A 14,003-nucleotide genomic window follows, 5' to 3' on the forward strand; every position below is an offset into this window, starting at 1 on the left:
CCGTACCGATTCCCGCCTAGTCACCGCCGCCACCGTCCAGGCGGGACGGTTGTCGACGACTCGCCGCGCCGACGACGGGACGTTACGCTGCCCGGCATGGCCAGACGCGGCTGGGGAGGATCGATCGCGACCGCCGTCGGCGTTGCCGCCGGCACCGGCGCGGCCCAACTGGGCTTCGGCTACGGGTTGGGCATCATCAACTGGGCACCGGCCGACGCCGGTGCGGCCCGGGAGGCGTGGGTCGCCAGCCTGGTCTGGGCCACCTGGATCGCCGGCACCTCGACCATCCTCGGCGCGATCTGCGCGTACCGGCTGCACGAGCGCGCGCTCACCGCCGGGGCTGCGCCGGCCCGCGAGCCGGAACCGACGGAGTCCGGAGCCGGTTCGGACACCGCCACACCGCAACCCGCCGGTTCGTCCGAGCCGGCCCGGTCCGGGGGCGCACAGCTCGACGGCCGGGACGACGTCGTGCCGGCCGGTCGGCGAACGGCCGACGGCGCGGGAGGTCTTCGGCGAGTCACCCTCGCCGTCGCGGCCGGACTGGGCGGCCTCGTCACCGTGCTGCTGGTCGCGGTTCCCGCCCGGGTCGCGGTGGCCCCGGACACCGGCACCCCGCAGCGGCTCGCCGCCGGGTACGCGGCGATCGGCGTGCTGATGGGTGTGTTGACCGCGCTCTGGGCGCTGCGCTCGCGGGCGGCCGCCGGCAACGTGATCGCCACGGTGGCCTGGCTCTGGCTGCTCGCCGTCGTCGCGGTGGTCGACGGCGTGCTCGCCGGACGCGGTCTGGCCAGCGCCCAGCTCGGCATCTGGCAGATCGGTTCGGACCGGCCGGAGTTCTGGATCCGCGACTACCTCTACTGGCCGGGAGCGGCGTTGTCCCTCGGCTCCGCACTGGTGGTCGGCGTGCTGGCCGCCCGGCGCCCCGCCCGCTCGGCCGAGCACCGGATCGGTGCGGCCGTCTCCGGCGCGGCCGGGCCGCTGTTCGTGGCGGTGGCGTACCTGCTGGCCGTACCGCGCCTGTCCGCGATCAGCCCGGAGCAGGTGTCGGCGCACCTGATCGCGCCGTACGCGGTGATCGTCGGGATCGGCGGTTCGGTGCTGGTGGCGGCGCTCGCGCAGGCCCGTGATCGACATGCGGCGTCGCGTGCCGCCGAGCCCTCGACCGGCGTGGGAAGCGGATCCGAACGGACGGTCGAGACGGCGGGGCAGGCGACCGAGCGGACGGACCCGACCGACGCCGACCAGGTGGTGCCGGCCCGGACCACGGACGATTCGAGCGGGGGCACGGCTCCCACGCCGTCGCCGACCGGCACCGGGCCCGCCGACGGCGGGGACGTCACGCCACCCGGCGATTTTGCCGCCCCCCACGTGCCCGCACCGCGTACCGGGGAAGCCGATCGGCTCGACCCGGACGAGCCGGAGGCCGCCACCGGCGCTGAGCCGGTCGAGCCGGCGGTCCGGCCCGGCCGCCGGGCCCGGCCGCCACGTCGGACCGGCTGACGGCATGGGCGCACCGGCGGTCGGTCGAACACGCCGGTTAGTTCTCGGCCTCGGCCCGGACGTGACAGTGGTCGCGCCGCGATCCCAATGGTCCGGCATCACCCGGCGGCGCGGCCGGCCCGTCTGGCCCGTCCGGCGCGGGTGGTCGCCGGCGCGGGCGCGCCCGGAGTTCCCGTCGACGAGATCAGTCGACCGGCCAGGTGTGTACCGGCTCGTTGCTGCGCTGAAGCTCGGCGTATCGCTGCGCCATGTGGTGCAGGGCCGCGTCGCGGTCCATGCCCCGGTGCCGTTCGGCCACCCAGACGGCCTCGGTCTGCCAGGCCGCGCCGTTGCGACCGGTACGGCAGCGCTGTTCGATCACGCCGAGCAGGCGATCCCGCTGGGCCGGTGCGACACCGAAACCGTCCAGGCCGGCGGCGGCCTTGGGCAACAGGACGTCCAGCACGAGTTCCGTCACCGGTACGTCGCCGAGCCTCGGCCAGTGCAGAACGGCACCCATCCCGCGTCGGGCGGCGGCGTGGAAGTTCTCCTCGGCGGAGCTGAACGTCAGCTGGCTCCAGATCGGGCGATCCGCCTCGGCGAGCGCGCGGGCCAGGCCGAAGTAGAACGCGGCGTTGGCCAGCATGTCCACCACCGTCGGCCCGGCCGGCAGCACCCGGTTCTCCACCCGTAAGTGCGGGCGGCCGTCCCTGATGTCGTAGACCGGCCGGTTCCACCGGTACACCGTGCCGTTGTGCAGGCGCAGCTCACCGAGCCTGGGTACGCCGCCGGCGTGCAGGACCTCCACCGGGTCCTCGTCCTCGCAGATGGGCAGGAGCGGTGGGAAGTACCGGACGTTCTCTTCGAACAGGTCGAAGATCGAGGTGATCCACCGCTCGCCGAACCACACCCGGGGTCGTACGCCCTGGGCCTTGAGCTCGTCCGGGCGGGTGTCGGTGGCCTGCTCGAACAGGGCGATCCGGGTTTCGGCCCAGAGCTGCCGACCGTAGAGATACGGGGAGTTCGCGCCGACCGCCACCTGCACGGCGGCGATGGCCTGCGATGCGTTCCAGTAGTCGGCGAAGCTGTCCGGTGCGACCTGGAGGTGGAACTGGAGGCTGGTGCACGCGGCCTCCGGCGCGATCGAGTCGGTGTGCGTACGCAGCCGCTCGACGCCCCGGATGTCGAGTTCGATGTCCTCGCCGCGGGCGCCGACGATCTGGTCGTTGAGCGCGCGGTAGCGCTCGTTCGTGGAGAGGTTGTCCGCGATCAGATGCTGTTCGGTGAGCGTGGGCAGGGTGCCGACGAGCAGGATCTTCGCGTCCGACTTGGCGGCGCGCTCGTCCGCCCGGGCGAGACTGCCGCGCAGGTCTTTCTCGTAGTCGGCGAAGCCGGTGCCCTCGATGAGCCGGGGCAGCGCGTTCAGTTCGAGGTTGAACTGACCCAGCTCGGTCTGGAAGAGCGGGTCGGCGATATGGGCCAGGATCTCCTCGTTGCGCATCGCCGGCTCGGCGGTCGAGTCGATCAGGTTGAGCTCGATCTCCAGCCCGGTCATCGGCCGGTCGGCGTCGAAGCCGAAGTCGTCCAGCATCAGGGCGAAGACGTCCAGACACCGCCGGACCTTCTGCCGGTAGCGGACGCGGTCCTCCCGGGAGAAGGCGCCCTGCGCGACGTCCCTGCCCATGTGCCCCTCCCGGCATAAGGCGCGACCGAGCCGTACCGTCCCGACGCGCGTTGTCAGCCCATAACGTTAAGAGCGCTCACCTCGCCAGGACCAGAGGCGGACAGCCGTCGATCCGTGTGACCGGACCGCCGGGCCGGCCAGGAGATGAGCTCCCACGGCATCTCTACCCAGCTGGGGCGCCGCGTCATCGGGTCAGCTCCGTGCCCGAGTGGTGACGATCCGCACATGAATACGACGCGGGGCCCGCGCCGATGTCTGGCGCGGGCCCGAGCGTACGAACCGGGGTCAGGCCTGCCGGACGGCCTCGCCCTCGATCTCAATCTTGATCTTCTTGCCGACCAGCACACCGCCGCTCTCGATCGCGACGTTCCAGGTCAGGCCGAATTCCTCGCGGTCGATCTCCGTCTTGGCCGAGAAGCCGAAGATGTCCTGGCCGAAGGGGCTGCGGCCGACGCCCTCGAACTCGACGTGCAGCTCGACCGGGCGGGTCACGTCCCTGATGGTCAGCTCGCCGAGGAGAACGAACTCGTTGCCGTGGCGGGACTTCACCCCGGTGCTACGGAACTCCAGGGTCTGGAACTTCTCGACATCGAGGAAGTCACCGCTGCGCACGTGGGCGTCGCGGTCAGCCGCGCCGGTGTGGATGCTGGCGGCCTGGATGGTCGCGGTGACGGAGGACTGCATGGGGTCCTCGGCTACGGTGATCGTGGCGGCGGCCTCGGTGAACTCGCCACGCACCTTGGACACCATCATGTGGCGCGCAACGAAGCCGACGCGCTTGTGCGCGGCATCCAGCGCGTACGTGCCGGGGGTGGGAATGGTGAGACCCTCCCACTCGCGGGTCACAGCCTCGGTGCTGCTGGTCATGATGCTCCTCCAGATTGGTTTAGTAGCCCAACGGCTGACGTAACAACTATAGCCAGCTGGATATTCCCCGTGTCAATAACTGATAGGATGCAGGGGTGATGAACGTGTTCGACGCCCCCGGGATCACCGCCATTGGCCTCCTGTACGAGGTGCACGCCGCGCTGTCAGCCCGGTTCGCCGCCCAATTCGAAGAACATGATCTATCCCCGGTCGAGTTCGAGGTGCTCACACGGCTGGCCCGCTCGCCCAACAACCAGCTCCGGATGACCGATCTCGCCGCCCAGACCACCCTCTCCACCAGCGGTGTGACCCGGGTGGTCGACCGGATGGAACGCGACGGCCTGCTCACCCGCCGCGCCTGCCCCTCCGACCGGCGCAGCTCCTTCGCGGTGGTGACCGACGCCGGGCTTCAGCGCCTGAACGAGGTGCTCCCCGGGCACCTGCGCATCATCGAGGAGTGGTTCATCGGTCAACTCGACCCGAAGTCGCTGGATGCGCTGCTCGACGCCCTCCGACGGGTCCGCGACGCCGTACATCCCTGCGCCACCGCTGGGAGCGGCAGGTGCGGGGACGCGGAGGAGCCGGCCGCCTGACCGCGGGCAAAGACGTACCGGCAGAAAGACCGGCAGAACCGCCGGACCACCGGACACCGATTGCGAAATCGGACCAACCTACCGGCACTCGCTGGCTAGTCTTCGCCTCAGCACGGGATCACCGGGGGGTGCCGGCGCGGGCGGACAGCGAGGGGTTAGCAACGAGGGGGCTCTTCGCCCGCGCCACTCCGACCGGGGCAGCGGTTCGACCCGGAGCGGTGAGACCGCCGCCCGCACGAGCCGCCGAGCCGGCTCCGACCGCCCGCACGGGCCGAAGCCATTCGCCGCGCTCCACTCGTTCTACCGGGACGCCCGACCTCCCCGGACGGCGACCAGCGCGTAGAGCAACTCCTGCTCGTGCGGCAACAGCCGCATCGCGCCCTCCTGGCACACCCGCTCCAGCCGGTCCAACAAAGCCGGGTCGCCGGTGCTCGCGGCGAGTCCGACAAGCGCCTCCACCGTGTCGCGGCGGTCGTAACCATCCGCACCGGCCTCAACCGCCGCGCTGAACCACTCGGCCGCCAACTCCCGATCGCCCTGGTGCAGCGCCAGGTTGCCCTCGATCAGCGCGCAGATTCCCGCCTCCAGATGCGGCCACCGCCACCCGACGTGGTCGGCGGCCAGGCCCGCTGGCGCGGCGGCCGGCCGCTGCCGAGGCACGGGATGTTCCCACCGGGGACGCAGCCGTGGTCGCACCGGGGCACAGGCCCGAAGCTCGGCCAGCACCTCGGCGGCTTCATCCTCCCGGCCGCCCTGGGCCAGCGCCAGCCCTACCCGGCCGAGCATCCGGCGGCGATGCCCCGGATCACCCAGCTCCGCGAGCATCGCCACCACCCGGCGGCCCTGGTCGACGGCGTCGCCGTACCGCCCCTCCAGCCGGGCCACCTCGACCAGGTTCGCCCGCGCCAGGACCCGCAGCCGCTGCTCCCCACGCTCGGCGGCGATCCGGTCCACCGCGGCGAGCCGACGCCGAGCCCCGGCCAGGTCGGCGAGGCGGACCTCGTGCCAGGCCAGATAGGTCTGAGCCACCGCCACGTCCCGGATCCGTCCGTGCCGCGTGGCCAACTGCAGCACCGCCTCGGCCTGCTCCCGAGCCTCCACCGGGCAGCCGGTGCGGATCAGCAGGCTGCCGAGCACGGTACGTGCCGCGAGCTGCCCCGGCACGTCGCCGGTACGCCGGAACGTGTCCAGGGCCGCCCACGCCGCGGGCAGTTCCTCGTCGGCGGACCCGTGCTCGGCGGCGAGCCGGGCCGCCCCCAGCTCCGCCCACGCCCGCAGGGCCGGGTCGGCGTCAGCGGTACGGGGGTCGGCCAGCAGCCTGCGCAGCCACTGCCGCCCGGCCACGTCGCGCCCCCGGAACCGCCACCAGCGCGACAGTCCCGACGCGAGCCGCAGTGCGGTCAGTGGATCGTCGGTGGCCGCGTGCGCCAGCGCGGCGCTGATGTCACCGTTCATCTTGTCGAGCCGCCGCACAGCACCGGTGAGGCGGGCGCCGACCAGGTCGGGCACGATGCGGGCAACCAGCGCGGCGATCACTCCGGCGTGCCGACGGCGGATGTGCGTCAACTTTCCGGCCCCCGCGGCCTGCTCGATGGCGAATTCGCGGACCGCGTCCAGCAGACGGAACCGCAACGGCCCGGTGCCGCAGACGCTCAGCAGGCCGAGCTCGGCGAGCCGGTCCAGCACCGGAACGGGATCGATCGCCACCGCGCCGTCCGCGTCCGCCTCGCAGGCGAGCATCTCCTCGGCCAGTTCGACGGACCAGCGATGGCCGAACGCGGCGAGCCGGCACAGCGCGACCCGCTCCTCCGGGGCGAGCAGCCGGTAGCTGGCCGCCACGGCGTCCCGGAGCGTGACCGCCACCGAGGGGGCGTCCGGCTCTGCCCCGCGCCGCCCCCAGCCTCGACTCTGCGCGTACGTGTCGGGGGTGGCGAGGTCGAGAACGCGGTCGCCGTACCGATCGAGCAGCTCGGCCGGGTCGAGAACCCGTCCGCGCGCGGCCACCAGTTCGATGGCGAGCGGCAGGCCACCGAGCCGGCGAACGAGCGCCGCGATGGCCGGCAGCTCAGCGGGCGCGGGCGGCTCGCGGCGCACCTGGGCGAGACGAGCGATGAAGAGTTCGGCCGCCGGCCACCCGGTCAGCGCCGCGGGCCCGGACACCTCCGCCTCCGGGGGCGGCACCTCGAGGGGCGTCACCGGCCACACCCGCTCCCCGGACAGGCCGACCGGATGCCGCCCGGTGACCAGCACCCGGAGCGACGGCACGGCGGCGATCAGCCGGTGCAGCACCTCGGCCACCGAACCAGTGGCGCGCTCGGCGGCGTCCACCACGAGCAGCGCCGGACGGCCGGCAAGGCGGGCGGCGAGTTCCGGCGCGCGGGTCGCGCCGAACACGGCCACCGAGATGGCGAGCACGTCGTGCGCGTCCGACCCCTCCCCGATCAGCACCCCGGCGACGCCGCCGGGGTGGCTGCCCGCCACCGCGTGACCAACGGTCAGGGCCAGCGCGGACTTGCCGACTCCCGCCAGGCCGACAAGGCTCACCAGTCGGGGACCGCGCTCGTCGGTCAGCATGGCGACCAGCTCGTCGACGTCCCGGTCGCGCCCGATCAACTCGACCGGCGGCGGCAACGTCAGCGCGAGCCCGGGTTCCCCGGTGCCGAACCGGGTGGCCGCCGCCGAGCCCGACGTCGGGGCGGCCGGTTCGACTCCGACCGGCCCCCGAGCCACGGTGAGGAACGCCGTACGGGCGGCGCCGCTGAGCTCGAGCGCCCCGGCCAGCAGCTCGACGGTGGTCCGCTGAGGCCGGGAGGAGCGGCCGCGTTCCAGGTCACGCACCGTCCGCACGCCCACCCCGGCGCGGTTCGCCAGCTCGGCCTGGGTGAGGCCGGCGGCGAGCCGGTGCCCCCGCAGGAATTCCGGCAGGCCGAAGCCGTCGGCCGGGCCGGGCGAGCGATCACGAGCCGGAGTCACGGAGTGGAAGACTACGGACCAGGTACGAGGTCCGGCAGCTCAGCGTCGGGCTGCCGACGTTCGTCAGCGGAAATCCGACAGCCGTCGCCGCCCGCCCTCGCGACAACCGTCGCCGCCCGCCCTCCTCACGGCCGGTGTCCTCAGAGGCCGAGGTCGCGGGCGATGATCATCCGCTGCACCTCGCTGGTGCCCTCACCGATCTCGAGGATCTTCGAGTCCCGCCAGAACCGGGCCACCGGGTACTCGTTCATGAAGCCGTAGCCGCCGTGGATCTGGGTGGCCTCCCGGGCGTTGTCCACCGCGATGGTGCTGGCGTGCAGCTTGGCAATGGCGGCCTGCCGCTTGAACGGCTCACCCGCGAGCATCCGCGCCGCCGCGTCGTAATACGCCAACCGGGCCGTGTGTGCCCGCATCTCCATGTCGGCGATCTTGAACTGGATGGCCTGGTAGTTCCCGATCGGCTGGCCGAAGGCGTGCCGCTCCCGGGCGTACTTCAGCGACTCGTCGACGCAGCCCTGCGCGAGGCCGACGGCGAGCGCGGCGATGGCGATCCGCCCCTCGTCGAGGATACGCAGGAACTGGGCGAAGCCCCGGCCCCGCTCACCGAGCAGGTTGCCCGCCGGTACCCGGCAGTCGTCGAAGGTCAGCTCGTGGGTGTCGGAGGCGTTCCAACCCACCTTCGAGTACCCCGGCGCGACGGTGAAACCCGGGGTGCCCGAGGGCACGATGATCGTGGAGAGCTCCTTCGAGCCGTCCGGCCGGGTGCCGGTGACCGCGGTGACCGTGACCAGCGTGGTGATGTCCGTGCCGGAGTTGGTGATGAACGCCTTCGAGCCGTTGATCACCCACTCGTCGCCGTCGAGCACGGCACGGGTCTGGGTGCCTCCCGCGTCCGAGCCGACGCCCGGTTCGGTGAGCCCGAAGCCGGCCAGGGCCTCGCCGCTGATCAGCTTCGGCAGCCACTGGGCCTTCTGCTCCTCGGTGCCGAACCGGTAGATCGGCATCGCGCCGAGGGAGATCGCGGCCTCCAGCGTGATGGCCACGCTGGAGTCGACCCGGGCCAGTTCCTCCAGCGCGAGGCAGAGCGTGAAGTAGTTGCCGCCCATGCCGCCGTACTCCTCGGCGAAGGGCAGCCCGAAGAGGCCCATCTTGCCCATCTGCCGGACCACCTCGTACGGGAAGGTGTGCTTCTCGTAGTGCTCGGCGATGACCGGCGCGACCACCTCGCGCGCGAAGTCCCGCACGCTCTCCCGCAGTGCCTCTTGTTCCTCGGTGAGCCGGAAGTCCATGGTTCCTCCTGTACGGACAGGCCGACCGGGCGCTCGTGACGCCGGCGGCAGACGCGGGACCGGTCGATCAGACCGGGGTGACGCCGTGCCGGCGCCGGGAGAAGCTGCGATCCTTGCCGCGCGCGGCGGCGAAGCGGCGGACCAGTTCGGCCCGCAGCTCGTACGGCTCAACGATCGCGTCGACCACCAGCTCGCTGGCGAGGCGGACGATGTCGATGTCGCGCTCGTACTCCTCGCGCTTGGCGGCGACGAAGGCGGCGCGCTCCGCCGCGTCGGCGATCGCGGCGATCTTGTTGGCGTAGACGGCGTTCACCGCCGCCTCGGCGCCCATCACGGCGATCTTCGCGGTGGGGAGCGCGATCGTGGCGTCCGGCTCGAAGCCGGGGCCGGCCATCGCGTAGAGACCCGCGCCGTACGCCTTGCGGACCACGACGCAGATCTTCGGCACGGTCGCCTCGGAGATCGCGGTGATCATTTTCGCGCCGTGCCGGATGATGCCCTGCTTCTCCACCGCACTGCCGACCATGAAGCCGGGTACGTCGCTCAGGAACAGCAGCGGCACGTTGAACGCGTCGCAGAGCTGCACGAACCGGGTGGCCTTGTCGGCCGAGTCGACGAAGAGGACGCCACCCTTGAACATCGAGTTGTTGCCGACCACGCCGACGACCTCGCCGTTCAGCCGGCCGAAGCCGATGGTCAGCTCCTTGGCCCAGAGCGCCTGGATCTCGAAGAAGGACCCCTCGTCGAGCAGGCCCTTGACGTACCGTCGCATGTCGAACGCCTGCCGCTCGCTCGCCGGCACCAGCGCGGCCAGGTCGGCCTTCTCGGGCGCCGGCACGGCCTCGCCGACCGGCGGGGTCTGCGTCCAGTTCGCCGGCAGGTACGACAGGTAGCGCTTCACCACGTCGAGCGCCTCGGCGTCGGTCTTGCAGAGGAAGTGCCCGACGCCGGACTCGGCGCAGTGCACCTTCGCCCCGCCCATCGCCTCCAACGTGGTCTTCTCGCCGGTGACCATCTCGACCATCCGGTCCGAGCCGAGGTACATGCTGGCGTTGCCCTCGACCATGGCCACCACGTCGCAGAAGGCCGGGATGTACGCCCCGCCGGCAGCGCTCGGTCCGAACAGGGCACAGACCTGCGGAATGGAGCCGGAGGCGCGAACCTGGTTCCAGAAGATCTTTCCGGCGCCGCGTCGACCGGGGAAGAGCTCGACCTGGTCGGTGATCCGGGCGCCGGCCGAGTCGACCAGGTAAACCATGGGTACGCCCGTGTCGTACGCCCGCTCGATGATCCGAATGATCTTCTCGACCGTCCGGGCGCCCCAACTGCCGGCCTTGACCGTGGAGTCGTTCGCCATCAGGCAGACCGGCCGGCCGTCGATGGTGGCGGTGCCGGTCACCACGCCGTCGGCGGGGAGCCCGTCGGCCAGCGCGTTGGCGTAGAGGCCGTCCTCGACGAAGCTGCCCTCGTCGACCAGGAGCGCGACCCGCTCCCGGGCGAAGAGCTTGCCCTTGGCGGCGTTCGCCGCGTGGTACTTGTCCGCCCCGCCGGCCTTGGCCCGCTTGCGCAGCTGCTCCAGTGCCTCACCGTCGAGCGTCACGCCGACCCCCTCGCCGTACCGACCTGAACGATCGTTAGGTTAGCGCATCCCGGTCACGACGGACCACTCGGCCGACGACCATCCCGCCAGATATTGATATCGACCTATCTCTATGGCTAGGCTCCTGGCACCCCAGCACCTTCCGGATTGGAGTGCGTCATGACCTCACGAATCGGCCGGCTTGCGGCCGCCTCCGTCGCGACGGCGCTTGCCACCCTCGGCGTCACGGTGGCAAACCCGGCACCGGCGTCCGCCGCCATGACCATCTGCTACAACACCAGCCAGGCGGGGAGCTTCGCCGGCGTCGCCGGCCAGGCCGCCTCGATCTGGAACAACGCCACGACGAACCTGACCCTGTCGGCGAACTGCGGCTCGAACCTGCGGATCTACCAGATCACCGGCGGTGGCTCCTACGCCATCCGGACCAGCCTCGGCAACGGCCGGGTCTACATCGACACCCAGCAGGCCCAGCAGTACAGCCCGCTGCGCATCATGACCCACGAGATCGGGCACATCCTCGGCCTGCCGGACAACTACAACGGAAACTGCGCGATCCTGATGTCCGGCGGCAGCGCCGGCACCAGCTGCACGAACCCGTACCCGAGCACGACCGAGGCGAACCGGGTCAGCAACCTCTTCGCCGGCACCCGCATCGCCACCGAACGCGCCACCGACAGCACCGGAAGCCAGATCTTCCGCGACAGCTGGCCGGCCACCGCCGTGACGGTGGGCTGACCGACCGGGAACCGGCAGCACGCCGGTTCGCAGAGGCCGACAGCGCCGGTTCGCAAATGCCGGCAGCAGGCTGGTGCAGGGGTCGGCGTCGTGCCGGCCCCTGCGCCGTGCGACGGTCCGGAACGGGACCCGCCCCGCCTATCGGGCCAGTCGCGTACGTGGCCCGGCGCGGAGCACACCGGACGGCAGCTGCCGGCCCACCAGCCGCTCGGCCAGTTCGGCGACCTCGACCAGCGCGTCCAGGTCGATGCCGGTGTCGATGCCCATGTCGTGCAGCATGTGCACCGCCTCCTCGGTGGCGAGGTTGCCGCTCGCCCCCGGGGCGTACGGGCAGCCGCCGAGGCCACCGATGCTGGCGTCGAACTCGATGACCCCCAGCTCCAACGCGGTGAGCAGGTTCGCCAGGGCCGTGCCGCGGGTGTTGTGGAAGTGCAACAGCACCGGGATGTGCGCGTTGCGGTCGCGTACCGCCGTCAGCAGCTCGCGCACCCGGCGCGGCGTACCCATTCCCGTGGTGTCACCGAACGCGACCCGGTCGGCCCCGTCGCGGACGACCCGATCCACGATCCCGGCGACCCGCTGCGGGTCGATGTCCCCTTCGTACGGGCAGCCGAAGCTGGTCGCGACGATCACCTCGGCGCGCGCGCCCGCACCGTGCAGCAGGTCGATCAACTCGGCGATGTCGTCCAGCGACTCCTCCGTCGAGCGGTTGACGTTGCGCCGGTTGTGCGTGTCGCTGGCCGAGACCACCACCTCGATCTCGGTGAACCCGGCGGCCAGCGCGCGCTGCGCGCCGCGGGTGTTCGGCACCAACGCCGAGTAGCGCACCCCGTCGACCCGGTCGGCGCGTTGCCACACCTCGTCCGCGTCGGCCATCTGCGGGATCGCCTTCGGGTGCACAAAGGAGACCGCCTCGATCCGCTTGACGCCGGTGTGGGAGAGCGCGTCGAGCAGGCGCACCTTGGCGTCAGTCGGGATCGGGTCCTCGTTCTGCAACCCGTCGCGGGGTCCGACCTCCCGGATCGACACGGAGTTCGGCAGGCTCGTCATAAGGGGTCACCTCACTGTGACGGTGCTGGTCCTGTTCACCCCCAGCATGTCACCCCACCCGCGCCACGGGTTGATCATGAAGTTGTTGCTGCGACACACCGGGCGGCGCAGGGCAACAACTTCATGATCAAGCGGTCCAGTCCGGGCCGGTCCAGTCCGGGCCAGTCCGGGCCAGTCCGGGCCGGGCAAGGCCTCCGGGCCTCCGGGCCGGGCCGGGGTGGGGTTGGGGTTGGGGTCAGCGGAGGTGGGTGACGATGCGGGTGTCGTAGTCGCCGGAGAGGAAGTCCGGGTGCTCCAGCAGTTCGGCGAAGAAGGGGAGATTGCACTTGGGGCCGGCAATCTCGAACCCGGCCACGGCCGCCTTCGCACGCTCGATCGCCTCGGCCCGGTCCGCCCCGCTGACGATCAGCTTCGCCATCAGGCTGTCGTAGAACGGGGTGACCGTGTTGCCGGCGGCGTAGCCGGAGTCCACCCGTACGCCCTCACCGACCGGCTCGGTCCACGTGCTGATCACGCCCGGGCCGGGGAGGAAACGCTTCGGGTCCTCGGCGTTGATCCTCAGCTCGATCGCGTGCCCGCGCGGGACCAGCGCCTCCGGGTCGAACGTCGGGGCCAGCCCTGAGGCCACCCGCAGCTGCTCCGCCACCAGGTCGATGCCATACACCAGCTCGGTCACCGGGTGCTCGACCTGGAGCCTGGTGTTCATCTCCAGGAAGAAGAACTCCTGCGTGGTCGGGTCCAGCAGGCACTCGACGGTGCCCGCGTTGCGGTAGTTCACCGCCTCGCCGGCCCGCACGGCGGCGGCGAGGAACCGCTCCCGCAGCTCGGCGTCGACCGCCGGTGACGGGGACTCCTCGACCAGCTTCTGGTTACGTCGCTGCACCGAGCACTCGCGCTCGCCGAGCGCGACCACGCGACCGTCGGCGAGGCCGAGAATCTGCACCTCGACGTGGCGAACCCGCGGGAAGTACCGCTCGATCAGCACCGAGCCGTCACCGAACATCCGCTCGGCGAACGAGCGCACCTTGTCGTACTCGGTGCGCAGCGCCGCCTCGTCGGTAGCGACACCCATGCCCATGCCGCCACCGCCGGCCGCGGCCTTCACCATCACCGGGTAGCCGATCTCGGCCGCGGCGGCGACCGCCGCCGCGAGGTCGGCGGCGGGCTCGGTGGTGCCGGGGGCGACCGGGACACCGGCCGCCGCCATGAGGTTCCGGGCATTGATCTTGTCGCCCATCGCGGCGATCGCGTCGGCGCCGGGCCCGACCCAGACCAGCCCGCTCGACTCGACGGTACGGGCGAAGTCGGCGTTCTCCGACAGGAACCCGTACCCGGGGTGGATGGCCTGCGCCCCGGTGGACTTGGCGGCGTCGAGGATCGCCTCGACGTTGCGGTAGCTCTGCGCCGGGTTGGCCGGCCCCACACACACCGCCTCGTCGGCCTCGGCGACGAACGGCAGGTCGGCGTCGGCCTCCGAGTGCACCGCGATCGCCCGGACGCCGAGCCGCCTGGCGGTACGGATGATCCGGCGGGCGATCTCGCCTCGGTTGGCGACCAGCAGCGACTCGATCATGTTTCCTCCAGGCGTCCAGGGTTTGGGACGGCCCCCAGCGAACCATGCCACCCCCGTCGCGCACGAGCCCCCGCCCCCGCACCTGGGAGCCGCCGTTGCCGTCCTCGCCGTGCGCCCGGCGCACCTGATCCTCCAGCTCGGCGATCCGGTCGCGCAGGGC

Annotated in this window: 10 protein-coding genes; 3 read left to right on the plus strand and 7 right to left on the minus strand. The window is 71.8% G+C overall.

Annotation, left to right across the window (positions count from 1 at the left end):
* Positions 1 to 96: 96 nt before the first annotated feature.
* Positions 97 to 1,500 carry a hypothetical protein gene (locus ABZS42_RS25065; RefSeq protein ID WP_355149171.1) on the plus strand — a complete coding sequence of 468 codons (1,404 nt, stop codon included), beginning with the start codon at positions 97 to 99 and terminating at the stop codon, positions 1,498 to 1,500.
* A gap of 184 nt (positions 1,501 to 1,684) precedes the next feature.
* On the opposite strand, the gene ABZS42_RS25070 is transcribed toward ABZS42_RS25065, so the two are convergent.
* On the minus strand, positions 1,685 to 3,163 hold the full coding sequence (locus ABZS42_RS25070; RefSeq protein WP_355149173.1) for a glutamate--cysteine ligase: 1,479 nt from the start codon (positions 3,161 to 3,163) through the stop codon (positions 1,685 to 1,687).
* 285 nt (positions 3,164 to 3,448) lie between these two features.
* Complete coding sequence (locus tag ABZS42_RS25075) at positions 3,449 to 4,030, minus strand: YceI family protein (RefSeq protein ID WP_355149175.1); 582 nt, start codon at positions 4,028 to 4,030, stop codon at positions 3,449 to 3,451.
* 98 nt (positions 4,031 to 4,128) lie between these two features.
* Between ABZS42_RS25075 and ABZS42_RS25080 the strand changes: the two genes are divergently transcribed.
* The gene (locus tag ABZS42_RS25080; RefSeq protein ID WP_355149177.1) at positions 4,129 to 4,623 is read left to right on the plus strand and encodes a MarR family transcriptional regulator; all 495 of its coding nucleotides are present in this window, start codon (positions 4,129 to 4,131) and stop codon (positions 4,621 to 4,623) included.
* Positions 4,624 to 4,923: 300 nt separating this feature from the next.
* On the opposite strand, the gene ABZS42_RS25085 is transcribed toward ABZS42_RS25080, so the two are convergent.
* The 3 genes from ABZS42_RS25085 to ABZS42_RS25095 all read right to left on the minus strand — a co-directional run bounded on the left by ABZS42_RS25085 (position 4,924) and on the right by ABZS42_RS25095 (position 10,485).
* Positions 4,924 to 7,596 (minus strand): helix-turn-helix domain-containing protein, encoded by a 2,673-nt coding sequence (locus tag ABZS42_RS25085; protein WP_355149179.1) that lies wholly within the window; start codon positions 7,594 to 7,596, stop codon positions 4,924 to 4,926.
* A gap of 140 nt (positions 7,597 to 7,736) precedes the next feature.
* Positions 7,737 to 8,885, minus strand: a complete 1,149-nt coding sequence (locus ABZS42_RS25090) for an acyl-CoA dehydrogenase family protein (RefSeq protein ID WP_355149181.1) — start codon at positions 8,883 to 8,885, stop codon at positions 7,737 to 7,739.
* A 67-nt stretch (positions 8,886 to 8,952) separates the two neighbouring features.
* A complete protein-coding gene (locus tag ABZS42_RS25095) occupies positions 8,953 to 10,485 on the minus strand; it encodes an acyl-CoA carboxylase subunit beta (protein ID WP_355149183.1) in 1,533 nt (510 codons plus the stop codon).
* Between the two features lie 159 nt (positions 10,486 to 10,644).
* On the opposite strand from ABZS42_RS25095, the gene ABZS42_RS25100 reads away from it, so the two are divergent.
* Positions 10,645 to 11,220, plus strand: coding sequence for a snapalysin family zinc-dependent metalloprotease (locus tag ABZS42_RS25100; protein ID WP_355149185.1), 576 nt, complete (start codon positions 10,645 to 10,647; stop codon positions 11,218 to 11,220).
* A gap of 138 nt (positions 11,221 to 11,358) precedes the next feature.
* Here ABZS42_RS25100 and ABZS42_RS25105 read toward each other — a convergent pair whose 3' ends face one another.
* On the minus strand, positions 11,359 to 12,270 hold the full coding sequence (locus ABZS42_RS25105; protein WP_355149187.1) for a hydroxymethylglutaryl-CoA lyase: 912 nt from the start codon (positions 12,268 to 12,270) through the stop codon (positions 11,359 to 11,361).
* A 235-nt stretch (positions 12,271 to 12,505) separates the two neighbouring features.
* Positions 12,506 to 13,843: a biotin carboxylase N-terminal domain-containing protein gene (locus tag ABZS42_RS25110; protein WP_355149189.1), complete on the minus strand. Its 1,338-nt coding sequence runs from the start codon at positions 13,841 to 13,843 to the stop codon at positions 12,506 to 12,508.
* Positions 13,844 to 14,003 lie beyond the last annotated feature (160 nt).

Origin of the sequence: Micromonospora sp. NPDC005367, assembly GCF_040606825.1 — a bacterium.
GTDB lineage: Bacteria > Actinomycetota > Actinomycetes > Mycobacteriales > Micromonosporaceae > Micromonospora.